This is a genomic window from Kribbella sp. NPDC056345 (assembly GCF_042262745.1).
GTDB lineage: Bacteria > Actinomycetota > Actinomycetes > Propionibacteriales > Kribbellaceae > Kribbella.
The window spans coordinates 998506-1025330 of sequence record NZ_JBHJQQ010000002.1; the positions used below are offsets into that span (position 1 = coordinate 998506).

Sequence of the window (26825 nt, forward strand, 5' to 3'; positions counted from 1 at the left end):
GTTGCGCCGCAGCCTTGGGTGCGCGCGTGATGTCACGATGCGCAATGATGCTCCTTGTGACGCATCGGCAGCTGCCGACTGTGCGCCGCCTGTTCCGACGGCGCGCCCAGGCTCCTGCTGGACGTCGAACGTTCGTCGTAGAGCCAGCCTCGTAAGGAGCCTTGTGAGCACCCTCGGTAGTTTCATCTGGTCGATCGCCGACCAGCTTCGGGGTCCCTACCGTCCCAACCAGTACGGCAACGTGGTTCTCCCGCTCACGATCCTGCGTCGCCTCGACTGCATCCTCGAGCCCGACCGGGAGACGGTGCGAGAGCTGGCGACCAAGTACGAGAACCCCAACCGGCTCAAGGCCGAGGTCAAGAAGGCCACTGGTCGGCCGTTCTACAACACCTCGAACTATTCCTTCGCCAATCTCCTCACAGACGCCGACGGGCTGGTGGACAACCTCGCCGACTACATTGACCAGTTCTCGCCCGATGTCGACGTGTTCGAGTACTTCGACTTCAAGAAAGAGATCCTCGCCCTGGAGAAGGCAGGGCTCCTGCGCGAGGTCATCACGTCTTTCAAGGCTGTCGACCTGCATCCAGATGTGGTTTCCAACGCAGACATGGGCGACGCGTTCGAGTACATTATCCGCAAGTTCAATGAGGCCGCGAACGAGACGTCCGGGGACCACTACACACCCCGGGACGCGATCCGGCTGCTGGTTGACCTGCTCTTCGCCGAGAAGGACGCCGACCTCACCGAGGCCGGCATCGTCCGCACGCTGTACGACCCCACCGCGGGCACCGGGGGCATGCTCTCCTTGGCCGAGGAGCACCTGCTGGCGCAGAACCCCGACGCGAAGCTGAGCCTGTACGGCCAAGAGTACAACCCGCAGTCGTACGCGATCTGCAAGTCCGACCTGCTGGCCAAAGGCCACGATGCGACTAACATCGCCTTCGGTAACACGCTCACCGACGATGCGTTCCAGGGCCGTCAGTTCGACTTCTGTATGTCCAACCCGCCCTACGGCGTCGACTGGAAGCAGTATGTCAAGGCGGTCACGAAAGAGCGCGACGCAGCTGGCGAATACGGTCGATTCGCTCCCGGCCTCCCGTCGACCTCAGACGGACAAATGCTCTTCCTGCTTCACCTGGCACACAAGATGCGAGCGCCGGAGGACGGGGGTGGCCGGGTCGGAATAGTGATGAACGGCTCGCCGCTCTTCAATGGCGCCGCCGACTCCGGCCCTTCCAACATCCGCAAATGGTTGCTTGAGGCAGACCTGGTCGAGGCGATCGTCGCGCTGCCTACCAACATGTTCTTCAACACCGGCATTGCCACTTACATCTGGATCCTCGACAACGTCAAGCACCCCGACCGTCGGGGCCTCGTCCAGCTCATTGACGGCACCTCGTTCTGGACCAAGATGCGCAAGAATCTGGGCTCCAAGGGACGCGAGATCAGCGACCAGGATCGCGCCCACGTCGTCAAGCTGTATGCCGACTTCGACGGCGCCGACCCTGACTACGCCAAAGTGCTACGCAACGACCAGTTCGGCTACTGGACCATCACTGTTGAGCGGCCCCTGCTCGGCGAGGACGGCAAGCCCGTTGTGGATCGCAAAGGCAAGCCAAAGCCTGATTCCAAGAAGCGCGACACCGAGAACGTACCTTTCACCTATGGCGGCTCAACGGCCGGGTCGGCAGGACAGGCCGAGGTCGTCCAGGCATACTTCGACGCCGAGGTGAAGCCGCACGTACCGGACTCATGGATCGACGGGGCCAAGACAAAGACCGGCTACGAGATCCCATTCACCCGTCACTTCTACAAGTACGTCCCGCCTCGGCCGCTCGCTGAGATTGACGCCGACCTGGAGAAACAGGTCGCCAAGATCCTCGACCTGCTGCGAGAGGTCGAGTCGTGACTTGGAGCGAGCGCCGCGTGCAGGAGATGGCGGACCTGATTAATGGTTTCCCGTTCGACTCTGCCGACTTCTCGGATGATGCCGATCTGCCGCTCGTGCGGATCCGCGACATTCTCGGCGACTCGTTCGAGACTTTCGTCTCGTCTGACGTCGTTCCGGAGTCGGCCATGATTCGTAACGGGGATGTACTGGTCGGCATGGATGGCGACTTCAACGTCGTCCATTGGTTACGCGGCACGGCAGCCTTGAACCAGCGTCTCTGCCTGCTTCGGGCGAACGGGCGCGCAGACATGAGATTCCTTGCCTACGCGCTGCCAGCGCATCTCCAGGTCATTAACGACCTCACCTACGCGACAACGGTTAAGCATCTGTCATCGAGTCAAGTACGTGGCATCCGTATGACCGCTCCGGATCCCGAAGAGCAGCGCGCCATCGCCGACTACCTCGACCGCGAAACCGCCCGCATCGACACACTCATCGATGAGCAGCAGCGCCTAATCGAGATGCTCGGAGAGCGTCGGACCGCGGTGGTTGACGCGACAGTCTGGTATGGGCTTGACCCGGAGGCTGCCCGCGAAGCAACCGGCATCGACCCGGCGCCATCTGCGCCCGCCCACTGGCAGAGGGTTCGTAACAAGAACCTCTTCTTCGAGTCCTCGGCGCTGTCCGTGAACGGCGAAGAAGAGCTGCTGACCGTCTCGCACTTGACAGGCATCACGCCACGCTCGGAGAAGCAGAACGTCAACATGACTGAGGCTGAAAGTCTGGTGGGGTACAGGTGTGTTGAAGCCGGGGATCTGGTCATCAACACTATGTGGGCATGGATGGGCGCACTCGGCGTATCGAAGATCTCAGGGATTGTCAGCCCGGCGTACGGCGTGTATCGGCCCTTGGCTCAGGTCGAATTGGAGCCCCGGTTCTTCGACTACCTCTACCGATCGCGCCCATACATCATTGAGATGACGCGCCACTCGCGGGGCATCTGGGAGTCACGCCTACGGCTGTATCCCGAGTCGTTCCTTCGGTTGCATGTCGTCGTACCGCCAGTCAGTGAGCAGCGTCGAATCGCCGACCATCTAGATGAGCAAATCACCAAGCTCGACAGGCTCATCACTGAGGCAGAGCGCTTCGTGGAGCTTGCTCGTGAGCGTCGTGCGGCGTTGATCGCGGCGGCCGTGACGGGACAGCTCGACGTGCGGGAGATGACGTGATGGCCGATCACAACGAGATCGTCTTCGAGGCTGAGATCTGTGCGTATCTTGAAGACCACGGATGGCTGTACTCGGCTAACGATACCGGCTATGACCGGGAGCGGGCGCTCTTTCCCGCGGACCTGTTCGCCTGGCTGGAAGAGACCCAACGGGCGGCGTACGAGAAGGCTCTCAATGCGGCGGGATCGGGGGCGAAGTTTCTCGACGTGCTGGTTGCGGCGCTCGACAGGCCTCTCGAACATGGCGGTGGGACGCTCAATATCCTGCGTAACGGCGTTCAGTACATCGGTGGTGGCCGGTTGAAGATGGCGCAGTTCCAGCCCGAGACCACCTTGAACGCGACTACCAACGAGCAGTATGAGGCGATGCGGGTGCGGGTGATGCGGCAGGTGCGCTTCTCCACCGCCGACCGGCGCAGCATCGACCTCGTCTTCTTCGTCAACGGGCTTCCGGTTGCCACTGTGGAGTTGAAGACCGAGTTCACCCAGTCCCTCGAGGAGGCGATCAACCAGTACCGCAAGGACCGAAACCCGTTGACCAACGGGAGGCCGGAACCACTGTTGTCGTTTGGGCACCGGGCATTGGTGCATTTTGCAGTCTCCAACGACCTGGCCGCGATGACCACCCGGCTCGAGGGTGAGAAAACGCACTTCCTACCGTTCAATGTCGGCGATGAGAATGGCGCGGGGAACCCGCCGGGTGAGGGTGGTCAGTCGGCGACAGCGTATCTGTGGGAGAGAGTCTGGGAGAAAGATGCCTGGTTGAACATCATCGGCCGGCTGATGATCGTGGAGACCAAGGAAGAGTGGGACGTCACCACAGGCACGTCTGTGCGGCGCACGAGCATGCTGTTCCCTCGGTTCCACCAGTGGGAGGCCGTGACGAAGATCGTGGCCGCGGTGGCTGAGGAGGGGGTAGGTCGTCGCTATCTGATCGAGCACTCGGCAGGGTCGGGAAAGACGAACACCATCGCCTGGACCGCGCACCGGCTGGCGCGCCTACACATAAACGATAGAAAGGTCTTCGACACGGTGGTCGTGGTCGTGGACCGCACCGTGCTCGATGGGCAGCTTCAGGAGGCCATCCGGCAGATCGACGGGTCCGGGAAGATCGTGGCCACGATCAGCCCGGAGGACGTCCGCAAGGCCGGGGCGAAGTCAAAATCCGGGCTGCTGGCGACCGCGCTGAAGAATCGGGAGCTGATCATCGCGGTGACCGTGCAGACCTTCCCGTTCGCCCTCGACGAGATCCGGGCCGACTCATCCTTGATGGGGCGGCGGTTTGCGGTGATCGCGGACGAGGCTCACTCCTCGCAGTCGGGCCAGATCTCCTCCAAGCTCAAGGCTGTGCTGACGGCTGAGGAGGTCAAAGAGATTGAGGACGGCGGGGAGGTCGACGTTGAGGCGATCCTGGCCTCGGAGATGACTGAACGGGCCGACTCCGAGAACATCTCCTACTTCGCGTTCACGGCGACACCGAAGAACAAGACTCTCGAGCTCTTCGGTCGAAAAGGTCCTGACGGGAAGCCAGCCGAGTTCCATCTCTACTCGATGCGGCAGGCGATCGAGGAGGGCTACATCCTCGATGTCCTTAAGGGTTACCAGTCTTACGACACTGCGCTGAAGATCGCGGGTAGGGCTGAGAGTGGTGATGGCGGTGAGGTGGAGGAGGCCACGGCGCGTAAGGGACTGATGCGGTGGGTGAAGCTGCACCCGACCAACATCAGCCAGAAGGTGCAGATCATCGTCGAGCACTTCCATTCCAACGTCGCTCATCTGCTGGAGGGCAAAGCGAAAGCGATGGTGGTGACGGACTCACGCAAAGCTGCGGTCAAGTACAAGAAGGCGATTGATGCCTACATCGCCAAGCGGGCAGCCGAAGACGCCTCGTACAGCTACCGCACTCTGGTCGCCTTCTCTGGATCGAAGACGATGGATGAGGACGAGGAGTGGGCCTGGGAGTGGGGGCCGCAGCCAAGCAAGGATGACGAGTTCACCGAGGCCAATATGAACCCCGGTGCCGGCTCAGACCTAGCCGCTGCCTTCAAAGGCGCGACTTACAAAATTATGCTGGTTGCCAACAAGTTCCAGACAGGGTTCGACCAACCGCTGCTCACGGCAATGTACGTCGACAAGAAGCTTCCCGGGCTCACTGCCGTACAGACGCTCTCCCGGCTCAACCGCACGCATCGCACCGCGGGCGGAGAGCAGAAGCGCAAGACGTTCGTCATCGACTTCGTGAACAAGCCCGAAGACATCCGGGCTGCGTTTGAACCGTACTTCACCAATGCCACCCTGGAGACCGAGACCGACCCGTACGTTGTCGTCCACCTCGCCACCAAGCTGGCCCAGGCGGGGATCTACACGCAGGAGCAGGTGCGCGAGGTCGCTGAGCTGTGGGTCACCCGGAAGGGCAACAATGCGCTCTCGGCCGCAATCGGCCCGCCCAAGCACGATTTCGCCCGCCGCTATGCGGCCGCGATCGAGGCCGACGACAAGGTCACGCTCAACACCCTCGACCTCTTCCGCAAGGACGTGTCTACCTACGTCCGGCTCTACGACTTCATGAGCCAGATCGTCGACTACGGTGACCCGGAACTGGAGATGCTGTCGATCTTCTTGCGGCTTCTGGAGAAGGTCATCGCAGAGTCATCCTGGACCGCGGAGGTCGACCTCTCCGACGTGGTACTTGTCGGGGTTAAGCACAACAAGGGCATCGCGGTCGACATTTCGCTGACCGGCGACGGGGCGCTCAAGGGCATCACAGGGGCAGGCACCGGCACCCGGAAGGAACCGAAGTACGTTGCATTGCAGGTTGTCATCGACAAGATGAACGACCTCTTCGGCGCCGAGTCATTCGCCGCGTCTCAGGTTCGCGAGTTCGTGCAGTCTCTGGTGGAGCGGCTGCTCGCCTACCCGGACTTGGTCAACCAGACCAAGGTGAACTCGAAGAAGCAGTTCATGGAATCTCGGGACTTCCAGGCAGCGGTCTCTGAAGCGGTCGTCGAGAACCAGGCAGCCCACAACACTATGGCCGACTACTTCTTCAGCGACGGACCTGGCATCAACGCTGTCATCGTCGCGCTTGCGGACGCCTTCTACGAAGCCGCGGTCGATCGGCAGACGGATACCTAAGCGGGTGGCCCGGCCGAGCACCGTGTCGCCTGTCAGCGGTTGGCCGCTCCTAAGCCGGTCAACCGCATAGGCTTCAACGCAGAGATGATCCCGTCGGCGTTGGGAGACACTTCACGCTGGTATGAGAGCTCTGACTGCGTGGCGCAGGCGGTCGGCGGCGGTCTGATCGGTCGGGTGGCTGTTCACTAGGTCGAGGCTAGTTGTCGCGGTATTTGCTCCGGGCGAAGGCACAGCGCGGTCGGTGGTTCCCATGTTGGTTACGGTTTGGTCGGCGGGCTGCACTGCCAGCTGCGTTGCCTTGCTCAGGTACGGCGTTCCAATCGGATCGCAGGCACGAAGGGCGTGCTCGTCGCATGCCCGCGGGTGGCGAGCCGCGTCAGGACGGTTGTGGGCAGACGGCGCTGGCCACGGGTAGTCGGTGGCGGGCGGTAGCCCGCGGGTTCCGGGCGGTAGCCCGGAGGAGAACTGAGGGTGGGCGGGTGCGCGCGTAGCTGGCGCGACGGAGGAGTGGTGCGTAGCACGCGGGGATGGTCTTTCCGGTGGGCTAGGGCAGGGGCTTCCTTTGGTATTCGTCTAGGACTAGGGAGGTGGTGGCTGGGCCTAGGCGGCCGATGGTGTCGACTAGGCGGGTTAGTGTGCTGGCGTTGGGGGTGTGGATGTCGAGGAGGAAGCAGTCTTCGCCGGTTAGGCGGTAGGCGGCTGTTATTTCTGGCAGTTCGGTGAAGAGGTTGAGGGCCTCGGGGATTCTGGCGTGGGTGGTGCGGAGTCTGACGATGGCGTGGATGTTGAGGCCGAGTTGGGCTGGGTCGACGATTGCTGTGTAGCCCTTGATTACTCCCTGGCGTTCTAGTCGCTGGATTCTGGCGGAGACGGCGGGCTGGGAGAGGTTTACTCGGCGGCCGATGTCGGCGCCGCTGAGGCGGCCGTCCTGTTGGAGGATGGCGAGGATCTCGCGGTCGGTGGCGTCCAATGGAATCGTCCTTTCTGATGCCGACTGCTTTGGAATCATCGAGAACGCGGGGTGCGGCCGAGGGATTCCGTCACGATGGCAGCTCCACTGATCGAGGAGGGGCCGCGTATGCGTTACGTCATGGTGCCGGGCTGGAACGGGTCGGACGCCGACCACGGCAGTCGGTTTGGGAGGCGGACTGGTTGCCCGGGGCAACACGTATCGTACCGGCGTCGTGGTCGCATCCTGATCGTGATGACTGGGTGGATGCCATCGACCGGTGCGTTCGGGCGGGCGAGGGTGACGTGGTGCTGGTGGCGCATAGTCTTGGGTGCTTTGCCGTGGCTCAGTGGTTGGAGTCTGGGGGTGATCGGCGGGTGCGTGGTGCCTTCCTCGTTGCGCCGCCTGACGAGCGTGCCGAGAGCTTTCCCGCCGAGCTGCTCTCCAGTTTTATGGAGCCGGTTGTGGTCGGCGTTCCCGCGCTGCTGGTTGCGAGCGAGAACGATCCGTACTGCGCGCTCGAGGCCGCCGGTCGGATTGCCGGGGAATGGCAGGTTCCCCTGGTCAGTGCGGGTGCGCAGGGGCACATCAACTCCGCGAGCAAGCTCGAGGACTGGCCTGTTGGTCAGCGGCTTCTGACTAGTTTCGTGGCTGGCCTGGTGCGCTGATCTAGGCTCGGGGGTATGGCAGAGGCGAAGTCGCGTAAGGCGTTGTTGGCGACGTTGGGTGTGCTGGGTGCGGTTCCGGTGGCTAGCGGGCTCAGTGGCATCCTTGGGGGTCCGAAAGGGGCGCCGGGCGGTGGGGCGACCACGGCGAGTGTCGACAACGAGTATCGGTTTGTGAACACGTTTTGGACCATGGCCGGGCTGGTGTTGTGGTGGTCGATTCGGCGGCCGGAGGAACGGGCGACGGCGACCCGGGTCGTGCTGGGGACTGCTGCCTTGGGTGGGGTGCCGCGGATCATTTCGACGCGCCGCGTGGGTAAGCCGCACCCGGCGTTCCGCGCCGCGCTGGTGCTGGAGTTGGTTGTCGTGCCGGTCGTGCTGCTGTGGCACGCTGCCGTCGTCCGCAGCAAAGAGCGTCACACCGACTGACTGACCGCCGCGCGCCCGTGGCGGTACACGCTGACCACTACGCCGAAGCGCTGCTCGGGTGGGCTGGCCGGCTTGAGGTCGTGGACGAGCTTGTCGAGGTGTGTGGTCAGTGCGGCGGCCTGGTGTTCGGTCAGGCGTAGGGTCCGGTGATTCAGCAGTGCCTGCTTGTCGCCGGCGATCTCGTTGGCCAGGTTGCTCATCATCGCGAACAGCGCGGCATTGTCCGGTCCGCCCTCGAACTTGATGGCCTTGGCCGGGCGAACGTAGTACTGCTCGGTGCCGCCGCGCACAGTGCGCGTGGATCCCTTGTGTACGAGGCCGGCCTCGACGAGCACTGCCAGGTGGTGCGCGACGTTTCCCTTGTTGATCATCAGGCGATTGGTCAGCTGGCTGACGGTCGCCGCGCCCTCCCCGAGCTCTAGCAGCAAGCGGTGCCGGGTCGGATGGGACAGGGCACGGGCATGGGCTGCGCTGGTGGCGTCGAAGAGCTCTGGCGGATTCACGAATCAAGCGTCAAGAGCAGTTGTCGCTTTGTCAAGGCCGCTGCTGGACTGGGGACATGACGATTACCCCGCACTTGAACGAACGAATCGCCGCCCTGGTCAGCGAGAACTACGTCTTCCCCGAGGTTGCCGAGGCCATCGTGGCCGGGCTGGCCGACGTCGACACGGGCTCCGTCGACACCGATCCGGTCGAGACCGCCGCCCGGCTGACCGAGCGTCTGCAGGCGGTCAACCAGGACCGGCATCTCCGCGCGCGATACCGCCAGTACGGCGCTCTGTCCCGTCCCGACGACTGGGAGCGGCATTACGCGGCCGAGGCGGTCCGCAATGCCGGCGGCATCAGCCGGGTGGAGCGGTTGGCCGAAAACACTGGCCTGCTGGCCATCGCGCCGTACACGTCGCCGGTACATATGGCCGAGCGGTACGTCGTCGCCGCCTTCGAACTGCTGGCCGGCGTCGACCGGTTGATCATCGACCTGCGCGCCGGTCGTGGCGGCGTCCCGGAGACGGTGGCTTTCATCTGCGGCTATCTCCTCGGCGACGAGCCCGTGCACCTGCAGGACCTCGTCGCGCGCGACGGCAGCGTCCGGCAGTTCTGGACGAACCCCGCCGCCGGACGGCTGCCGTTGTCGGTTCCCATCTGCGTGCTGACCAGCGCTAACACCTTCTCCGGATGCGAGGAGCTGGCCTACAACCTCCAGGTCCACGGCCGCGCGACGGTGATCGGCGAGCGAACCGGCGGCGGTGCACATCCGTGCGAGATCTTCGAGGTGACCGATACCTTGGAGCTGACCGTGCCGATCGCCCGTTCGGTGAACACCGTTACTGGCACCAACTGGGAGCAGGTCGGTGTGATCCCGGACGTCGAATGCCAGGCCGAGGCCGCTCTCGAGCACGCGCTCAACAGCCTCGGGACCCCGAAAGTCCAGGCCTGAGGTATCACCTCGGCGGGTGATGGCGGTGACGCTCTATCGTTAGGCGGCATGAGCTACCCGCAGCAGCCGCCGCCGTTCCAGCCGCAGGCTCCGCAGCAGTTCCAGCCGCAGCAGTTCCAGCCGCAGGCCCCGCAGCAGTATCAGCCGCAGGCTCCGATGGGGATGCTGCATCTGACCATCCAGGGCAGCGTCATGACGAGCAGCTTCATCCCGCCGACTGTGCATCTGAACGGACACCCGGTGCGGGTGAAGTACGGCCGGAACGACATTCCGGTCTTCGCCGGGCCGCTGCACATCGACGTTCATTGCCAGTGGATGCGCCGCTTCGGCATGGCCGGACTCGACTGCACCGTGCAGCCGAATCAGGCGGTGCCGGTGTTCTATGCGGCGCCGTACCACCAGTTCGCCAATGCCGGGAGCATCGGCCACAGCAAGGTGAAGCGCAACGGACTCGGCTTCTTCCTGGGCCTGATGGGAGGGATCGTCGCCTTCGTTGTGCTGATGATTCTGCTCTCTGCACTCGGCTAGCCATCACTCTCTTCTCCGGCATGTTCCTCGAGCACCTGCAGTACCTGCGGAGGGCCGCTGGTCTCGGGGTTCTGGCGATAGAGCGCAAGGCCTTCGGCTGCGAACTGTCGGGCTAGGTCGGGTTGGCCGCAGAAGCTGAGTCTGAGAGCAGCGCCGGCCAGGGCTCGGACCAGTTCCTGGTGGTGTTGGTCGTCCTCGTCCGCGAGGGTACGGCGGATCGCGAGGCCGGTGCGGATGACGGCGAGTGTCTCGTCGGTGGCGCCGAGCGGACCGAGGGTGTGACCGACCCGTTCGCACATTGTCGCGTAGCTGGGTCGGGCGGCTGGGTTGCTATCGCTGAAACTCCGCAGCAGTTCAAGCGCTTCGTACCAACGTGTCTTGGCTTCTGGGACGCGGTCCACGTCCACCAGGCTGGTGCCGAGCCAGCGGACAGCTTCCGCGTACGCCGGTAGCCGGTCCGGGTCGTCGGCGACCAGTGCACGCTCGTGGTCGACCAGGGATTCGGAGACGTGCAGGATCTCAGCGGGGCGGTCCAGATGGTAGAGGACCCTCCTCAAGCGGTCTGCGTCGTCGGTGACCTCGTCACGTAGGTTCGGATCGGAGACGGCCAAGCGGCGGCGGATCGTCCAGACTTCCTCGGCGGGTGGGAGTGCGCGTTCCCAGTGCTCGCCGTCGCTCAGTGAGATCACCAGGTTGGCCAGGTTGCGGGCGAGGTGGCCCTCGTGCAGCGTGACCTGTTGCCGGTTGACGGTGATCGCTTCTTCGGTGATGGGGATTGCATCGGCTTCGCGGTCGAGTTGCCCGAGGGTCACGGCGAGTCGGTTGAGGGCCTCGGCCAGCTGTGGCGTTCGGGCTGTGTCGTGCGCGACCGCTGCCCGCCAGGCGTCGGCGGCCTCGCGGGCGGCCGGCAGAGCATCTTCGTGCCTGTCGAGCACGGTGAGCAGACGCCACCGCTGATCGTGCGCGGTCGCCAGCCGCCAGAGCTCGTTGTCGCGGTACCGCACGACCTTCCGGAGGCGACGCGCGGCCTTGGCGTAGTACTTCCCGGCCTCCTCGAGATCGGACCTCGCGAAGCTCCAATTGGCCACCAGCACGTACCCGAGCGCCAACCCCAGATGGGGGGAAACCTTCCAGTCGGAGGCGAAGACCAAGACGACGAGTAGACCGAGCGTGACCAGGCTGTGGCCGCCGCGCCAGCCACTGATCCAGGTCACCACACCGACCAGCGCAGCGACGGTCCCAAGCCACGCCCCCAAGCTGCGGAGCACCTGGCTGGTCAGATTGTCCGCTGTCTTTGCCATGGTCGTCTCCTCGCCGTTGCATAGATAGATGCGCGCCGGCGACGATCAGTTCCTGAGGCTTCTTACCGGAACGACCAGTAGTGCGAGCAATGCGGCTGCCGCGGCGGTGATGGCGGCGAAGGTGAAGCCGTTGGTGAAGCCGGCACCGGTGGTGCCTGCGATGCTGGCTGCGGCGATGCTGGACACCACGGCGACGCCGAGGGCGGCTCCGAATTCGTGGAAGGTGCTCAGCAGCCCGGACGCCGTACCGGCTTCGTGGTGCGCGACCTGGCTGAGGGCGGTGACCGACGAGGCGACGAAGGCTGCGCCGATGCCGGCCGCGCCGATGCTGATGCCGATCACCACGGTCGCTGGGTCCGCCCAGATCGCGGCGATCGCCGTACCAGCGGCTGCGATCAGCAGACCGACGACAGCGACCGTGCGTGCGCCCGTGCGACCGATTGCCTGGCCGGCGGCTTGTGCGCCGAGGATCGTGGCCACCGCGACCGGCAGGAACAGCAGACCGGTGCGCAGTGCGCCGTACCCCTGGTGGTGTTGCAGGTAGAACGATCCGAGGAAGAACACCGCGATCATCAACGCGGTCGCCACCAGGATCAGAAAGGTGCCTGCGGCAACTGGTCGGCGGGCCAGGATCCGCAGGTCCATCAGCGGAGACTTCACAGTGCGCTGTACGACGGCGAACACCGTGTACAGCACGATTGCCGCCGCCAGTGTGCCCAGGGTCCGGCCGCTCAGCCAGCCCGCGTCGCCGGCGTTGATCAGCGCGTAGATCGCCGTACCGGTTCCTGCGGTGATCAGCAGCGCGCCGGGGACATCGAGGCGAGTCCGCGGTCCGGTCGGCAGGTCGCGTGGCAGCGTGCGGCTCAGCAGGGCGAACACGATGATGCCGATCGGCACGTTGATGTAGAACACCCATTGCCAGCCCGGGCCAGCGGTCAGTAGGCCACCGAGCAGTACGCCGATCGCCGAGCCGCCGCCGCCCAGCGCCGACCAGATGCCCAGCGCCTTGTTGCGTTCGTCGCCATGGAAGGTCTTGGTCACTACCGACAAGGCAGCCGGTGACAGCATTGCCGCTCCGATGCCCTGCGCCACGCGGCCACCGATCACCAACGCGGCGCTGTCGGCCAGGCCGGTGACCAGGGAAGCAACGGTGAAGACGAGCAGTCCGGTCAGTACGACGCGGCGCGCGCCCAGCAGGTCTGCTGCCCGGCCGCCCAGCAGCATCAGTCCGCCGAACATCAGGGTGTAGGCGCTGACCACCCAGGTCAGGGTGTCGCGCGCCAGACCCAGATCGGTGCCGATGTGCGGCAGCGCGATCGCGACCACGGTCACGTCGAGGATCAGCATGAACTGCGCGACACCCAGCAACGCCAGCAGGCGCCAGCGCCGAGGGTCCGCGGCCACGGTCTCGCCAGTAGTCATGGCGGTAACTCCAATTCGTACAGTGGTGTATGAGTTAGTTCTGTTACCGTAACTCGTACACCTGTGTACGACAAGAGGGGGAATCGATGACGGCGAAACGAGCCGACGCGCAGCGCAGTATCGAAGCGATCCTCGATGCGGCCATCCGCTCCCTGAGCCGGAATCCGGAGGCCAGCGTCAGCGAGATCGCCAAGACCGCCGGCGTCGGACGCGTCACCGTTTACGGCCACTTCCCCAACCGGGCCGACCTCGTCGAGGCAGCGATGACCCGCGCCATCGCCGACGGACATGCCGGCCTCGAGGCAGTCGATCTGTCCGGCGACCCCCGCGAAGCTCTCGCCCGGCTCATCGACTCCAGTTGGCAATTGGTGAGCCAGTCGAGGTCACTCCTGATCGCGGCTCAGGACGTCCTGTCTCCCGGCAAGATCCGCGAGCTGCACGCCGGCCCGGTCGAGCGGGTGGAGGGCCTGGTCGAACGCGGCCGCGCCGAAGGTGTCTTCCGGACGGACCTGCCGACCACCTGGCTCGTCGGCGTACTGCACAGCATCATGCACAGCGCTGCCGATGAGATCAGCGCCGGTCGGTTGACTCCCGACGTTGCCGCTGACTACATCGCCGCCACCGCACTGTCCGCCTTCACGCCGCCCTCACTGGCTGGTCAGGCTCCAGCTGCTCAGTAGACGCAGGGAGTCGGCCGTCGCGGAGCCGGGCTCGACGTTGTAGACGCACAGCATCTGGTCCGGGTCGTCGGGCAGGTGGAGTGCTTCGTAGGAGAAGTGGAGCTCGCCGACCTCTGGGTGCTGGTAGCGCTTGGTGCCGTGGGTGCGCATCAGGACGTGGTGCTCGTTCCACCACCCTGGGAACTCGGGCGACCGCAGCGTCAGCTCGCCGAGCAGGTCGGACAGTCTGCGGTCGTTCGGGTAGCGACCGGCGTCCAGCCGGAGCATGGCGACGGTTTCGGCTGCGATCTGTTCCCAGTCGCCGACGCGCTCACGGGCCTCCGGGTTCAGCAGGTAGTACCGAGCCAGGTTGCGCTGTGGGACCGGGAGCGCCTCCCAGTCGGTGACGACCGCTCGGGCGAGGCGGTTGGACGCCAGTACGTCGGTACGCCGGCCGATGATGAATGCGGGGACCTGGTCCAGTGTCTGGAGCAGCAGGTGCAGGCCCGGGCGCACGCGCTGCGGGGAGATCGCCGTACGGCGAACTGGTCTCGGCCTGGCCAGCAGGTCGCGGAGGTGCTCTCGCTCTGCCAGGTCGAGGCGGAGCGCCTGGCAGAGCGCCTCGACGACCTCCGGTGACGGTGATCCGGCCCGCCCTTGCTCCAGCCGGGTGTAGTACTCCGTACTCACGCCAGCCAGGCGGCTGACCTCGTCACGACGCAGGCCGGGCACCCGGCGGACGCGGCCGTCGTCGGCGATCCCCGCCTGGTCAGGGGTGACCCGGGCGCGACGGGAGCGCAGGAAGTCGGAGAGCTCAGCACTGCGGTCCATGGAATCCAGTGTCGGTCATCGGATCGACCTGTACGGCGCCCTGGGTGGCCCTGCTGGTACCTGCCTGGACAGGCCTTGTTCGGGGCCTCGAAACAGCGCTCAGGCCTGGTGTTCTGGAAAGGCGGCAGGAACGCCGCAACTACCAGCTCCGAAAGGTGTTTCCATGTCCAAGCCCCTCACCGGCCGCGTCGCAGTCATCACCGGCGCCTCCAGCGGTATCGGCGAAGCCACAGCCGAACACCTGGCCGGCCTCGGCGCGCGCGTCGCCGTACTGGCCCGTCGTGCCGATCGATTGACTGATCTGGTTGCCCGCATCGAGAAAGGCGGCGGTACGGCGCTCGCCATCGCCGCTGACGTGGCCGATGGTGCCGCGGTGCGGGCCGCCGCCGATCAGGTGGCTGCCGAGTTCGGTGGTGCTGACCTGCTCTTCAACAACGCGGGAGTGATGCTGCCGGCACCGATCGACGAAGTCGCCAGCGGCCAGTGGCAGCAGATGATCGACACCAACATCGCCGGCTTGATGAACGTCATCGGCGCCTTCGTCCCGCAGTTGGTTCGCGCCGGCGCCGAGCGCGGCGTGGCCGACCTGATCAACACCTCGTCGATCGGCGCTCAGAACCCCTATCCCAACTTCGCCGTGTACTGCGCCAGCAAGGCGTACGTCACCCAGCTCTCCAAGCAGATGCGCGCCGACCTGGGCCCGAAGAACGTCCGCGTGGCGGCGATCGAACCCGGCTTCACCACCACCGAACTCCAGAGTCACGTCACCGACCCCGGCATCTCCGAGTGGCTGGAGGGCGCCAAGACCCAACTCGAGTGGCTGACCCCGGGCGACATCGCTGTGACTGTTGGGTTTATCGCGTCGCTCCCGGCACGGGTGAACCTGCAACAGCTCACCGTCATGCCGACGGGCCAGCTCAGCTGAACGCCCAAGGCCCGGCGACCCCACGGCTGTGTGGGTCGCCGGGCTCGGTCCGGCTCGCATGCGGGTCAGGCGGCTTTGATCAGGTCGGATCGGGACGGCTGCTTGTACTGGGATCCGTCCAGGCCGAAGGCGCGGGCGGCGATGACCAAGGCGGCGGCTGCGAGCACGATGTCCTTGAGGACGTACTGGCCCTCGATCGTGGGCGTTCCGCCGGGGAACAGGTCGTTGAAGAAGAGCACGAGCGGCGCCATGATGCCGCCGAGCGACACCGCGAGGACGAGCAGGCCGGAACGGAGCAGCAGGCCCGTGATCAGGGTGAGGCCGATGAAGCACTCCAGCCCGGCCGTCATCAGTACGGCGTTGCGTCCGTCGACCATGCCGAAGGTGAGAGCGCCGACGGTTCGCGTGACCAGCGCCTCCGCCGGGCTCGCACCGGGGAAGAACTTGAGGAGGCCGAAGCCGAAGAAGATCAGCCCGAGGCTGACCCGCAGGATGTCGACGTTGTGCCGGCTCAGCCAGCCGAGGGTGCTGTTCGCGCTACGAACCAGACGGGTGTCGAGCGAGATGCTCATGGTGGTTTCTCCTGTCGCTGTGGTGTGAGCATCAGCCTGCCCGTGACCACCCGCCCACCGCGTCGCCTCAGCGGCTGCACCCGCTGTACCCCCACTGCGGTACCGATCAGGGTCATCACCTAGTCGCCGCGGGGTATACAGACAACCCACGGTTACCTGGCCCGGCGGCGCTTCCGGCTCGACCACCACAGCCGCACCGCGCCGGGCTCGCTGCGCGCATCCGGTGGCACGATGAACTTGGGCCGGTTGAACAGCGTCACGCTCAGGTCGACCAGCAGCATCACGACGAACGCCGTACCGAAGTAGACCGTGAGCCGGTCAGCCAATCGGCTCCCGTCGCCGGTGAGGTACTGGGCGAAGAACCCCGCGATCAGTCCGAGTTCGAGCATCAGCAGGGCCAGCACCGCGGCCGGGATCGAGCGCAGGAACCCGGCCCGGAACGCTTCGCTGAACGGCCACGCCCTGGTCGCCTCCGCGCGCTGGATGTCGGCCTGCGATCGCCACAGCTTGGGCAGCAGGGCGAGCGATCCCAGCACCAGCAGACCGAGTAGCACGATCACGACGACCAACCCGGTGTCGACGGTCTCCCGCTCCATCGTCTAGGTATATCTCTCCATCGGCCCGGGGTGAATATCTGTGGTGGCGGGATTAGACATTCGTGGCTGGGGTGTGTAGTGTTCTTCTCGTTGACAGAGAAGAACAGCGAAGCTGAGGTGGACAGCTAACGTTCTGTCCAAGAGTGCGATTGTGTAGTAGGTACGACGGCGGACTCCGCCGGGCCGATCAGTGGAAGGGCTCGGGATTCGCGCCAAGGTCAGAGTCTGTGGAGCCGGTGGTCGATCGGGGTTCCAGGCTTGACGCAACGAAGTAGCAGTTCGTAGTTGAAGTAGCAGTTCGTAGTGAGAAGTTGAAGTTGCAGTAAGAAGTTGCAGTGAGCAGTTCTGTAGTTGCAGTAGGTAGTTGCAGTTCCGTACTCGTAGTTGCAGTTGGAAGTTGTAGTTCGAGAGAGAAGGGAAGGGATTACACCGTCGGATCGCCCGCCAGTGCCAGTACTTCGCCGGGCGGGTGCCGCAGTTCCATCGGATGGGAAGGTGGTCTTCGGTTACGCATTCAGCGATCCCTGCAGCGACGGCCTTCACGTGGCGCGCTGTGGACATGCAAGGCCGGCCTCACGGCCGGTAGATGGTGACAATCCAACTACCCCTTGGGCCCCGGTGCTTCGGCACCGGGGCCCTTCGGCACGGAGGTTCGATGACCCCAGACATGCACACGGAGACTTTGTTGAGTTCACACCCGACGGCCGGACAGGCCCATTTCGACGACGATGACTACCCCGCCTTCACGATGGGCCGGGCCGCGGAGATGCTGGGCACCACGCCGGGGTTCCTGCGCAGTCTCGACGAAGCGAAGCTGATCACGCCGCAACGCTCCGAGGGCGGTCACCGCCGCTACTCGCGCTACCAGTTGCGCCTGGCCGCCCGCGCCCGCGAACTGGTCGACCAAGGGATGGCGCTGGACGCGGCCTGCCGGATCATCATCCTGGAAGACCAGCTGGCCGAAGCCCTCCGGATCAACGAGGAGCGCAACAAGCAGCCCTGACGGTTGCTGGTGAGACGTGGACCCATGCGCGGCCGTCTTGTCTAGTAGGCGAAGCGCGAAGGGGGCGTTGGTACGGCGTCCAGGCGCGGATCGAAGCGGTCTACGTAGGTGACGCCGGCGGGGATCTCGATGCTCGCGGTTGAGGTCCAGCCGCGGGTCAGGGTTGGGAAGTCCGGGACGTCCGGGTGGTAGTGCGGCTTGCCCGTGCCGAGCGCGTCTACTGCCATCGGCGAGCTGACTGCCTGGTATCTGAAGTCGGCCGACAGTCGCAGCTGGTCGGTCTTGTTCGGCATCGCGCCGTGCACGGTCAGGCTGCTGAACAGCAGCACGTCACCTGGCTGGTACGACGTCGTCCGCCACTCGGGGTGATCCTCATCGGCCTCGGCCCGCATCATCCCCGGCCCGTCGGATGCCTTCACCGGCAGTACGCCGAGCCGTGGCGACCCCGCGAACACCCGGAGCCCACCGATCTCCGGTGGCGCGGCGCTCAGCGGTAGCCAGGTTGTCAACGTGTCGATGCAACCCTGGATGAAGCGGTAGTCCTGATGGATCGGCGTCGGATTGGCCCCGGGCGACGGCGGTGCGATGCGGCAGATGTGTGCTGGGTGCGCAAACGCGGGCTCCCCGAGCAACCGCTCTGCCAGCGCCAGCAACTCCGGCCGCACGGCCAACGCATGAAACGCCTCCGTGCTCTGGATCGCGGTGTAAGCGCCGAAGAAGCCCGCCGACCCCTCCTCCACCGCACGACCCGAAGCGCGCAGTTCGTCGGGCGCGGACCCGGGAGCCAACCAATGGCTATCAGCAAGGATCTGGGCGATCTGCCGACGGACGTCATCGATCACCGCGGCCGGCAACAGACCGCGGAAGAACAGGTAGCCGTCGCCGGCCAGGCGCTCGCGCAGTACCGAAGGATCGTCGGCGGCGGGAGTCGAGTCGAGCAGCTCTTTCATTTCTCGTTTCCGATCTTGTCCAGGGTGGTGGCGATGCCGGCCACGGCAGCCTTGTCCAGGTAGACGTCGTTCATCGCTTTGTTGATCTCGGCAACCTTCGCGGTCCAGCCTTCGGCGATCGGCATGTTCACCGTGTTGCCGGCCGCGGAGTCGATGAACGGCTGCACGTCGATGCCTTTCTGCTTCCAGTACGCCGCGTAGCCCGCGCCCGCGTCGTTGAGCGCCGGGATGACGTACCCCGCGTCGCCCATCAGCTTCTGCGCCTTCTCCGAACCGAGGAACGCGATCAGCTTCCCGGCCTCCTCGGGGTGCTTGGTTCTGGCGAACATCACCTCGGCCAGCCCGTTGATCACCACTGTGCGCCCGGACGGGCCGGCCGGCAGTGCAGCGACGCCGATCGGGAACTTCACCTCGGGCAACGCGAACGGCAGCAGCGCGTTGTTGGCCGGGAACATCGCCACCTCGCCGCGGTAGAACATCTCGGTGGCCTGCCCGGTCGGTGGGTTGGTCCGGGTGCCGTCGGGGGAGACCCGCCACTTGAAGATCAGGTCGCGGGCCCATTGCAGGGCCTCGACCGACTTCGGTCCGGCGAAGTCGAAGGTGCCGTACGGCTTGTCCATCGCCTTGCCGCCGTTGGACGCGATCCAGTTCAGCCACTGGGTCTGGCTGTGGTTCCAGGAACAGAAGCCCCACTGCTTGTCGCCGACGGTCAGCTTGCGGGCGATCTCCAGGAAGTTGCCCGAGCCGTCGGGGGCCCAGGTGAGCTGATCGGGCATGGTGATCCCGGCCTTGGCCACCAGCGTCTTGTTGTAGAGCAGGCCCACCACCCCGAGGTCCTTCGGCAGACCGAGCTGCTTGTCCTCGAACTTGTACGACTGGACGACATTCGGGTGGTACGAGTCGAGCTTGAGCCCGGCCTTGGCGATCACGTCGTCGAGTGGTGCGAGCACACCCTTGCCGGCCAGATCGGGGAAGTTCTCGACCGTCAGCCAGAAGACGTCGGGCGCCTTGCCGCCGGCCAGTTCAGTGGTGAGCTTGGTCCAGTACTGGTCCCAGGGCAGCACCTCCATCCGGACGGTGATGTCCGGATTCTCGGCGGTGAAGGCAGCGAAGACCGCTTTGTAGCCGACCTCCTGCTGCTCGTCCCAGAGGCGATAGACGAGCTCGGTTTTGCCGCCGCCGCTGCTTGCCTTGTCGGTGGATGAGCCGCAAGCGGTCAGACCGGCGAGACCGGCAGCGCCCAGCAGAAGAGTCCGTCGGGACAAAGGATTGGGCATGGTGGAACCTCCTACTTGAGCCCGGTGACGGCGACCGAGCGGACGATGAAGCGCTGGAAGAAGATGAACAGCACCAGCAGCGGCGCCAGCGCGATCAGGCTGCCGGCCATCACCGCGTTGTAGTCGACGCCGATCTCGCTCTTGAACAAGGCGATCCCGACCGAGAGCAGCCGTTTGTCCTCGCTGCTGGTGATGATGAGCGGCCAGAGGAAGCTGTTCCAGTTGGCGACCACCGCCAGCGTGGTGACGGTGACCAGGATCGGCTTGGACAACGGCAGCACGATCGAGAGCAAGGTCCGTACCCGTCCCGCGCCGTCGATCCGGGCGGCGTCCTCCAGATCGGCCGGGATGGTCCGGAAGAACTGGCGTAACAGGAAGATCGCGTACGGCGTTCCGAGCACGGTCGGCAGGATCAGCCCGGCCCAGGTGTCCACCAGCCCGAGCTTCTGCATCATCAGGTAGAGCGGGATCATCGTCACCACCGGCGGCACCATCAAAGTCGACAGGTAGACCCAGAACAGGACGTCCCGGCCCGGGAACGACAAGCGGGCGAAGGCATAAGCAGCCAGTACGGCGAACACCAGCTGCCCGACCGTGATGCCCACGGTGACCGCGACGGTGTTGACCAGATACCCACCGAACCCCGAGGCGAACAACCGGTCGAAGGCCGCCGTACTGGGTGGCACCCCTGGCTCCCAGGGCGCCGTACCGAATAGTTGCCCAGGGCCCTTGAATGCGGTCAGCAACGTCAGGTAGTAGGGAAAGATCGCGAACAGACAGCCGGCCACCAGTACGCCGTACGGCAGGATCCGGTATCTCGACATCGGCACCACCTCAGGAGAAGTCGTACGTCGTGCGACGCTCGAAGTAGACGAACTGGGAGATCGTGACGACCAGGATCACCGCGAACAGCAGAACGGAGATCGTCGAGGCGTAGCCGAAGTCGAACTTGCGGAACGCCTCGTCGTAGATCAGGTACGTCGCCACCTCGGTGCTGTCGCCGGGGCCGCCCTCGGTCATCACGAAGATCGTGTCGAAGGCCTGGAAGGAGCCGATCACGTTGGTGATCAGCACGAACAGCATGGTCGGCCGGAGCAGCGGCAGGGTGACGGCGAAGAAGTGCGCGACGGGAGACGCGCCGTCCAGGGACGATGCCTCCCGCAACGAGGCCGGGATGTTCTGCAGCCCGGCCAGGAAGAACAGCATGTTGTAGCCGGCGAACTGCCAGATGTGCACGGCCGCGACGCTCGGCATCGCCAGCAGCGGAGACGACAGCCAGGCCGGGCCGTCGACTCCGAAGAGACCGAGGAACTGGTTCAGCGCACCGCGGCCCGGGTCGAAGATCCAGGTCCAGACCAGGCCCATCGCCACCGGTGTTGCCATCCACGGGATCACCAGGAGGGCGCGGAAGTACTTCATGCCGCGGAGTTTGCGGTTGACCAGCAGTGCGAGCAGCAGCGACAGGATCGTGGTGCCGGGCACGCAGATCAGGACGTAGTACAGGGTGACAAGGAACGAGTGCCAGACGTCGTCATCGCTGAGCAGCTCGCGGTAGTTGGCGAGGCCGATGAACTCGGGGGTGGAGAGCAACTTCCAGTCGAAGAGACTGAGCACGATCACGATCAGTACCGGCGCGAGCAGGAAGCCGAGGACGCCGATCATGCTCGGCGCGAGCAACGCATAGCCGGCCAGGGTCTGCCGCTGTCGCTGGACGCGGCGGGTACGCCGGGGTGCAGGCCTAAGCATCGGGATTCCGCAGCGGGTGCGGCCGGGGCGAGCTCGGGGTGAGCAACTCCCGGGTCCGAGCGAGGCCCCACTGGTCGAGGTCGCCGATCGGGTCGCTGGACATCCGCAACCCGGGGGCGTTCTCGATGTGCGCGGCCCACTCCTCACGAGCCTGTACGTCGGGTCGCACGATCAGGCAGTCGGAATCGTTGGCCCACCACCGGCCGTGCAGGAACTCGCGGGCGATCGAGGTGGAGCGGGCGCCGCGCTGGCCGGGTTGGGAGATGTCACCGGACGGCGGGTCGACCAGCGGGTCGGTGTCAGGGGAGATTCGCATGCAGTCCACCAGACCGAGGCTGGGCAGGATCGGGGCGCCGCAGCCGTGCAGGATGCGGTTGGGGCCGACCGCTTCCCGGAGGAGACGCAGGCCGTGGCGGTAGGCGGCGATGCCGTCGAGCTGCTCATGACGGTCGCCTTCGATGGCACCGGCGTACAGGAAGTCGAGTTTGAAGTGGTCGTAGCCCTGGCGGCAGAGTTCGGTGAACACGTCCTGCAGGTGCCGGGCCGCGCCCGGGTGGGTGACGTCGAGCACTAGTTGCTCTTGGCCCCAATTGGTACCGGCGGTGATGCCCGGGACGAGCCACTCGGGATGCCGGCGGGCGGTCTCGCTCTTGCTGCCGACGAGGAACGGAGCGACCCAGATGCCGGCTCGTCGACCGCCGGAGCGGATGTCGGCGGCCAGCCGGACGGTCGAGCCGAAGTCCTCACGCGGGGTCAGCCAGTCGCCGATCTCCACTTGGTAGCCCTCGTCGAGCAGCACCAGGTCGACACTGAGATCCTGCTTGTCGAACTGCCGCACCTCGGACATCACATCGCGCTCGGTGACCTTGCCCCAGTACGCGTACCAACTGCACCACGACGGCCCGAACACCCGTACGGCGTGCTGTGCGGACCCGCGAGCGAATCCGTCGGCCCAGTCGGCCAAAGCCTGATTCGCATTCTCGTACGTGCCGGAGCTGACCTGCACCTCACCGTCAGCAGACACCGCCACGACATCTCCCCGCACCTCACAGCGGATCGACGGCACCTGATCCGGCGAGTAGGCGCTGAACACAGTCACCTCGTTGCCAGTAGCAACAGCCAGCAGACCCTCGCCCTGGAAACTCTGCGCGGTCACTCCGGGCCGGTAGGCCATCACGTGGTGATTGGGTGCGGTCGGGCGCGGTGGTCGCGCGTCCAGCGGGTACCAGCCGCTGGGGCTCCAGGACTGCCAGCCGTGTTCGAAAACACGGGTAGTGGCGTCGCGGGTGAGCTCGGTGACGGGGATGAAACCCACGGGGGATCCTCGCTTCACTGGGGATACAGGATCTTGCTGCTGTGTGAGTAATCTAGGGAGCCGCAGGAAGGGAGCACCATGACAGAGCCTGCTGATTTAGAGCACGATCTTGCTACCCAGGTGCTGATCGAGCTCTACAGCGAGATCCCGCCGCCGAGCAAGCTGGTGACCGGCCACTTCCACAGTGGCGGTGACTATCGCGTGCTCCGGCCGGACGGCGTCGGCAGTTGGTATCTGCTCTACACCGCCGGTGGCACCGGTCATTTCCAGATCGCCGGCGACAAGCTGACGCTCCGGCACGGCGACCTTGTTCTGGTCAGCCCCGGCACCGAGCACGACTACGGGACCGTCGGCACCTACTGGGAGACCTGGTGGGCGCATTTCCAGCCGCGCCGCGAGTGGCACGCCTGGTGGTCGTTGCCGCAGGCAATGCCTGGCCTGTCCTACGTCCGGCTGACCCGGCCGTCGGAAACCGACCGGCTGGTGTCCGCCTTCGCCCGCCTCCATCGCGACGCCCAGCTCGCCGGCCTGTCACCCACCGGCGACACCGAGCTGCACCTGCTGGAGAAAAATCTCGCCGTCCAGTTGACGATGAACGGCATCGAGGAGGTGTTGCTGGTCGCCACCAGCAGCCTCCGCAGAGACACTCGCCACCTCGACCCACGAGTGCAACTGGTGCTGGACGCGGTCACCTCCGACCCCGCCCGCCCGTACACGCTGACCAGCCTCGCCGGCCTCGCGCAGGTGTCGGTCTCGAGGCTTGCCCACCTGTTCAAGGAACAGGTGGGCGACTCGATCATGAACGTCGTCGTCGGGCTCCGGCTCCAGCGTGCCTCCGAACTGCTCGGCGCGACCGACATGTCCGTCGTACAGATCGCTCGTGCGGTGGGGTTCGAGTCACCGCACTACTTCAGCCGGCAGTTCGGTCAGCGTTTCGGTCTGCCGCCGACGAAGTACCGTGACAAGGTCAGGAGCCCGGAGCTAGAGCAATATTGAGCTCGGTTGCCGCCGCATAGTCCGCGCCACCTTCGAGGCCGATCAGCCGGACGTAGCGACCCGTCGTACCGGCGGGGAAGCGGGCGATCTTCGCCGGCTTGGTGTCGTCCCAGTTGCCGGTGGCAACCGATTGGTAGTCGATGCCGTCGGCACTCACCTGGACGTCGTACCGGAAGATCCGGCCGTTCGGTGAGGCGTCCTGACGCGGAGTGTAGACGAGCGCCTCGAGCGAACGGCTCCGGCCGAGATCGAGAGTGATGTACTGCGGTAGCGGTGCGTGCGGGCTCCAGTTCGAGTGCCACATCGTCGTACAACTGCCGTCGAGTGCCGCCGCGGGATTGTTGGTGGCCGACCCCTGACTGGTCGCCGTTGCCTTCATCTCCTGCTGGGGCAGCAGCTTTAGCGGCCCGAACGGCCCGTCCACGGGCGGCGGCGTACCCGGGATCGCTGTCACCCGGCCGAGTGCAGGCGCTGTGATCGACTGCCTTCTCCGCAAATGGTTCAGGAAGACCTCCTGGCCCATGCGCGGTGCCCGGTTCAGCTCTGTGAACTGCTGGAACCCCGGATATCCGTACTGCGCACCGTGCAACGGCATCGCCGCACTGGTCGCCACCCGGTAGGTCTTGTCGAGTTTCAGCCGCTTGCCGCGGATCAGCACCTTCGCCGGATCGACCCGATCACCCACCGGCTTGCCGAGATCGTAGGTGTAGCGGACCTGATCGGAGACCGCGAGCGACGACAACCGCGAGCATCCGTACGCCGGTGGAATCCATTGCTGTTCGAGGATCTGCTCCACGACCGATCCCTTGAGTGCGAGCGTCGTGATCGGCGAGATCCCGGCCACCGGCCAGGCGGCACCGAAGGAGACCGTCCCGGCCTTGAGACCGGCCGCGATCACATCGACCCCCAGATCGGCCGGTACCAAGGCGAAGTCGGCGCCGCCGTCCGCCGGGTGAGCAGCCTCCGATCGGTAGAGATCCGCGACCAGGTTGCCGGTCCGACTCTCGGCGGTCCTGGAGAAGTCGAGGTCGCGATCGAGCTCGGCCAGCGGCTGCCGCTGCCGGACCGCCCACTTGTCCATCCAGTACTTCACGATCTTCTGGACTGCAGGGTCGGGTACGACGTCCTTGGTGACGGCGTGATTCGTGGCCGTCGTCGCCGAGCGGATCACCTCGCCGCTCGCGGGATCGAGCGCCAGCTTGATCTCGCCGAGGACCCGCCCGTGATTGGAGGCCTCGAGCACCGGCCGCGGAACGCCGTACGGGTCAGGAACCATGCAGTTGAACGCCGTGTGCCAGTGCCCGCCGAGGATCACGTCGATCTCGGGGGACATCGTCCGGGCGGCGTCGAAGATCGGGCCGACCGGGTTCTTGCAGTCGTTGAACAGTCCGCCCTGCTGGCCGCCCTCGTGCATGCTGACCACGATCGCGTTCACACCCTGTGCCTTGAGCTCGGCCGCCGCCCGGTTCGCCGCGTCGACCAGCCCCTGGAACTCCAGCCCCGACTGCTCGATCGACAACGTCTCGGTCGGCGTACCGGGGAACCCGAGTCCGATGAACCCGACGCGCGCCGTGCCCGCCTGCGCAATCCAGTACGGCGGGAGCACCGGCCGCTGTGTTTTGGCGGCGACGACGTTTGCCGCGTGGTACGAGTAGTCGGTGCCGTGGAACGCCCGGCCCCGGGAGTCGGTGAAGCAGGTGTCGAAGCCCGCCTTGCCGTAACAGGCTCCCGACATCATCCGCTGCAGGAACGGCAGTTCGCGGTCGAACTCGTGATTGCCGGCCACGTCGAAGTCGAGCCCGAACTCGTTCAGTACCTCGATCGTCGGCTCGTTCGCGAACCCCTGGGTGTAGTCGGGCCACCCGCTGAACTGGTCGCCGGACCCGATCAGGAAGCTGTTCGGTTTCCCGGCCCGCAGCTTGTCGAGATGCGCCTTCAGGTACGCCGCTCCGCCGACGGGAAGGGTACCCGCGGGGCCGGCGATGGTCAGGTTCTCGGTCTCGGACAGGTAGCCGTGCAGGTCGGTGAGGCTGAGGACCTGCACCGGGATGGGCGCGGCGGCCGCCTGCGTCGGTACTGCGAGCGAGGCGGTCAGCAGGGTGGTCGCCAGGGCGATGACGGCGCTGAGTCTGAACATGGCCGCAACCTAACGACGCAACGCAGCCGGCCGACATCGCCAAGGTTGCTGAGTTCCTGCATGATCCGGCTGTGCTAGGGGCAGAGGTGGGTGATGGATTTGACGGAGTTGCGGTCGGCGGTGGTGATGGGGAGGGACCACTTGTGGGCGACCTGTAGGTAGCGCAGGGCATAGGTGCAGCGGTAGTTGCGGTTGATCGGGAGCCATTCGCCGGGGCCGGAGTCGCCCTTGGATGCGTTGGCTGGGCCGTCGACGGCGATCAGGTTCGTGGCTTCGTCGTTGGCGAAGTCGACGCGGCGTTGCGCCGGCCAGCTGGAGGCGCCCATGTCCCAGGCGCGTGACAGTGGGTAGATGTGGTCGATCTGAATCTCGGAGGCCTTCGCCTTGCGGAACGCGAGGCGTTTGCCGGTGTACGGGTCGGCGAGCAGGGTGCCGGCGATCACGACGCAGCGGGACTTGCCGCGGTACTTGGGTTCCTGCAGCTGTGCTGCCAGGACGTCGTTGCGGGTGTCGCAGCCGTTGTGTCCGCCGAGCCCGGAGTGATCGTCGGTCCACGCACGGCCGAACTGATCGCGTCGATAGCCGGGCACCTCGGGACGCTGCCCGAGCACGCGCACCTGGCGCAGCGCGGCCGCGATCGCTTTGCCCGTCCCCGGCGAAGTGCTCGATGTCGGCGCGGATGGCCGCGACGGACTGGTCGTCGGGCCCGGATCGGCCCCGGCCAAGGGGAAGGTGCATCCCGTCAGTACGGCGGGGGCAAGGCACAGGACGGCGAGCAGGCGGCGAGTCACCGGCCGGACAGTACCTGCTCACACCGGTTATGGATCAGAGG

The 26825-nt window shown here is 65.5% G+C and carries 25 protein-coding genes; 11 read left to right on the top strand and 14 right to left on the bottom strand.

The features are described from left to right. The first annotated feature begins 163 nt into the window (after positions 1–163). Genes ACFCV3_RS10375 through ACFCV3_RS10385 form a run of 3 tightly spaced genes read left to right on the top strand, consistent with a single transcriptional unit; the run spans position 164 to position 6254 of the window. On the top strand, positions 164–1909 hold the full coding sequence (locus ACFCV3_RS10375) for an N-6 DNA methylase (protein WP_376028736.1): 1746 nt from the start codon (positions 164–166) through the stop codon (positions 1907–1909). After that, positions 1906–3120 carry a restriction endonuclease subunit S gene (locus ACFCV3_RS10380; RefSeq protein WP_376028389.1) on the top strand — a complete coding sequence of 405 codons (1215 nt, stop codon included), beginning with the start codon at positions 1906–1908 and terminating at the stop codon, positions 3118–3120. The genes ACFCV3_RS10375 and ACFCV3_RS10380 overlap by 4 nt, the downstream gene beginning before the upstream one ends. Further along, positions 3120–6254: a type I restriction endonuclease subunit R gene (locus ACFCV3_RS10385; protein WP_376028392.1), complete on the top strand. Its 3135-nt coding sequence runs from the start codon at positions 3120–3122 to the stop codon at positions 6252–6254. Before ACFCV3_RS10380 ends, ACFCV3_RS10385 begins: the two co-directional genes overlap by 1 nt. Before the next feature lie 544 nt (positions 6255–6798). Here the strand turns inward: ACFCV3_RS10385 and ACFCV3_RS10390 are convergent. After that, positions 6799–7224 carry an Lrp/AsnC family transcriptional regulator gene (locus ACFCV3_RS10390; protein ID WP_376028394.1) on the bottom strand — a complete coding sequence of 142 codons (426 nt, stop codon included), beginning with the start codon at positions 7222–7224 and terminating at the stop codon, positions 6799–6801. A gap of 17 nt (positions 7225–7241) precedes the next feature. On the opposite strand from ACFCV3_RS10390, the gene ACFCV3_RS10395 reads away from it, so the two are divergent. Beyond that, entirely contained in the window at positions 7242–7871 is a 630-nt protein-coding gene (locus ACFCV3_RS10395; RefSeq protein WP_376028396.1) for an RBBP9/YdeN family alpha/beta hydrolase, read from the top strand. A gap of 15 nt (positions 7872–7886) precedes the next feature. After that, positions 7887–8297, top strand: a complete 411-nt coding sequence (locus ACFCV3_RS10400) for a DUF4345 domain-containing protein (protein ID WP_376028398.1) — start codon at positions 7887–7889, stop codon at positions 8295–8297. Here the strand turns inward: ACFCV3_RS10400 and ACFCV3_RS10405 are convergent. Further along, positions 8285–8800, bottom strand: coding sequence for an ArsR/SmtB family transcription factor (locus tag ACFCV3_RS10405; protein WP_376028400.1), 516 nt, complete (start codon positions 8798–8800; stop codon positions 8285–8287). The two genes, ACFCV3_RS10400 and ACFCV3_RS10405, sit on opposite strands and share 13 nt — an antisense overlap. 56 nt (positions 8801–8856) lie before the next feature. On the opposite strand from ACFCV3_RS10405, the gene ACFCV3_RS10410 reads away from it, so the two are divergent. Continuing rightward, positions 8857–9735 carry a S41 family peptidase gene (locus ACFCV3_RS10410; protein ID WP_376028402.1) on the top strand — a complete coding sequence of 293 codons (879 nt, stop codon included), beginning with the start codon at positions 8857–8859 and terminating at the stop codon, positions 9733–9735. A gap of 48 nt (positions 9736–9783) precedes the next feature. Beyond that, the gene (locus tag ACFCV3_RS10415) at positions 9784–10263 is read left to right on the top strand and encodes a hypothetical protein (RefSeq protein ID WP_376028405.1); all 480 of its coding nucleotides are present in this window, start codon (positions 9784–9786) and stop codon (positions 10261–10263) included. Here the strand turns inward: ACFCV3_RS10415 and ACFCV3_RS10420 are convergent. Both ACFCV3_RS10420 and ACFCV3_RS10425 read right to left on the bottom strand, forming a co-directional pair. After that, complete coding sequence (locus ACFCV3_RS10420) at positions 10260–11564, bottom strand: hypothetical protein (protein WP_376028408.1); 1305 nt, start codon at positions 11562–11564, stop codon at positions 10260–10262. The two genes, ACFCV3_RS10415 and ACFCV3_RS10420, sit on opposite strands and share 4 nt — an antisense overlap. Before the next feature lie 45 nt (positions 11565–11609). Further along, a complete protein-coding gene (locus ACFCV3_RS10425) occupies positions 11610–12986 on the bottom strand; it encodes an MFS transporter (RefSeq protein WP_376028411.1) in 1377 nt (458 codons plus the stop codon). Between the two features lie 86 nt (positions 12987–13072). Between ACFCV3_RS10425 and ACFCV3_RS10430 the strand changes: the two genes are divergently transcribed. Further along, positions 13073–13666 (top strand): TetR/AcrR family transcriptional regulator, encoded by a 594-nt coding sequence (locus ACFCV3_RS10430; protein WP_376028414.1) that lies wholly within the window; start codon positions 13073–13075, stop codon positions 13664–13666. Here ACFCV3_RS10430 and ACFCV3_RS10435 read toward each other — a convergent pair. After that, complete coding sequence (locus ACFCV3_RS10435) at positions 13634–14476, bottom strand: helix-turn-helix transcriptional regulator (RefSeq protein ID WP_376028416.1); 843 nt, start codon at positions 14474–14476, stop codon at positions 13634–13636. The genes ACFCV3_RS10430 and ACFCV3_RS10435 overlap by 33 nt on opposite strands. Before the next feature lie 163 nt (positions 14477–14639). Between ACFCV3_RS10435 and ACFCV3_RS10440 the strand changes: the two genes are divergently transcribed. Then, the gene (locus tag ACFCV3_RS10440) at positions 14640–15401 is read left to right on the top strand and encodes an SDR family oxidoreductase (RefSeq protein ID WP_376028417.1); all 762 of its coding nucleotides are present in this window, start codon (positions 14640–14642) and stop codon (positions 15399–15401) included. A gap of 65 nt (positions 15402–15466) precedes the next feature. Here ACFCV3_RS10440 and ACFCV3_RS10445 read toward each other — a convergent pair whose 3' ends face one another. Both ACFCV3_RS10445 and ACFCV3_RS10450 read right to left on the bottom strand, forming a co-directional pair. Then, positions 15467–15973, bottom strand: coding sequence for a DoxX family protein (locus ACFCV3_RS10445; protein WP_376028418.1), 507 nt, complete (start codon positions 15971–15973; stop codon positions 15467–15469). A 152-nt stretch (positions 15974–16125) separates the two neighbouring features. Then, entirely contained in the window at positions 16126–16569 is a 444-nt protein-coding gene (locus ACFCV3_RS10450) for a hypothetical protein (protein ID WP_376028420.1), read from the bottom strand. 655 nt (positions 16570–17224) lie between these two features. Here ACFCV3_RS10450 and ACFCV3_RS10455 point away from each other — a divergent pair. Next, complete coding sequence (locus ACFCV3_RS10455; protein WP_376028422.1) at positions 17225–17572, top strand: MerR family transcriptional regulator; 348 nt, start codon at positions 17225–17227, stop codon at positions 17570–17572. Positions 17573–17613: 41 nt separating this feature from the next. Here the strand turns inward: ACFCV3_RS10455 and ACFCV3_RS10460 are convergent, their stop codons facing one another. The 5 genes from ACFCV3_RS10460 to ACFCV3_RS10480 are packed head-to-tail and all read right to left on the bottom strand — an operon-like array spanning position 17614 to position 22860. Further along, on the bottom strand, positions 17614–18522 hold the full coding sequence (locus ACFCV3_RS10460; RefSeq protein WP_376028424.1) for a phytanoyl-CoA dioxygenase family protein: 909 nt from the start codon (positions 18520–18522) through the stop codon (positions 17614–17616). Then, positions 18519–19799, bottom strand: coding sequence for an ABC transporter substrate-binding protein (locus tag ACFCV3_RS10465; protein ID WP_376028427.1), 1281 nt, complete (start codon positions 19797–19799; stop codon positions 18519–18521). Before ACFCV3_RS10465 ends, ACFCV3_RS10460 begins: the two co-directional genes overlap by 4 nt. Before the next feature lie 11 nt (positions 19800–19810). Then, complete coding sequence (locus tag ACFCV3_RS10470; protein ID WP_376028429.1) at positions 19811–20623, bottom strand: carbohydrate ABC transporter permease; 813 nt, start codon at positions 20621–20623, stop codon at positions 19811–19813. A gap of 10 nt (positions 20624–20633) precedes the next feature. Then, positions 20634–21545: a carbohydrate ABC transporter permease gene (locus tag ACFCV3_RS10475; RefSeq protein WP_376028430.1), complete on the bottom strand. Its 912-nt coding sequence runs from the start codon at positions 21543–21545 to the stop codon at positions 20634–20636. Next, the gene (locus ACFCV3_RS10480; RefSeq protein ID WP_376028433.1) at positions 21538–22860 is read right to left on the bottom strand and encodes a glycoside hydrolase family 36 protein; all 1323 of its coding nucleotides are present in this window, start codon (positions 22858–22860) and stop codon (positions 21538–21540) included. Before ACFCV3_RS10480 ends, ACFCV3_RS10475 begins: the two co-directional genes overlap by 8 nt. Positions 22861–22938: 78 nt before the next feature. Between ACFCV3_RS10480 and ACFCV3_RS10485 the strand changes: the two genes are divergently transcribed. After that, positions 22939–23856, top strand: coding sequence for a helix-turn-helix domain-containing protein (locus ACFCV3_RS10485; protein ID WP_376028435.1), 918 nt, complete (start codon positions 22939–22941; stop codon positions 23854–23856). On the opposite strand, the gene ACFCV3_RS10490 is transcribed toward ACFCV3_RS10485, so the two are convergent. Both ACFCV3_RS10490 and ACFCV3_RS10495 read right to left on the bottom strand, forming a co-directional pair. Continuing rightward, positions 23828–25993: a discoidin domain-containing protein gene (locus ACFCV3_RS10490; protein ID WP_376028437.1), complete on the bottom strand. Its 2166-nt coding sequence runs from the start codon at positions 25991–25993 to the stop codon at positions 23828–23830. The genes ACFCV3_RS10485 and ACFCV3_RS10490 overlap by 29 nt on opposite strands. Positions 25994–26067: 74 nt before the next feature. After that, entirely contained in the window at positions 26068–26784 is a 717-nt protein-coding gene (locus ACFCV3_RS10495; RefSeq protein ID WP_376028440.1) for an HNH endonuclease family protein, read from the bottom strand. Positions 26785–26825 lie beyond the last annotated feature (41 nt).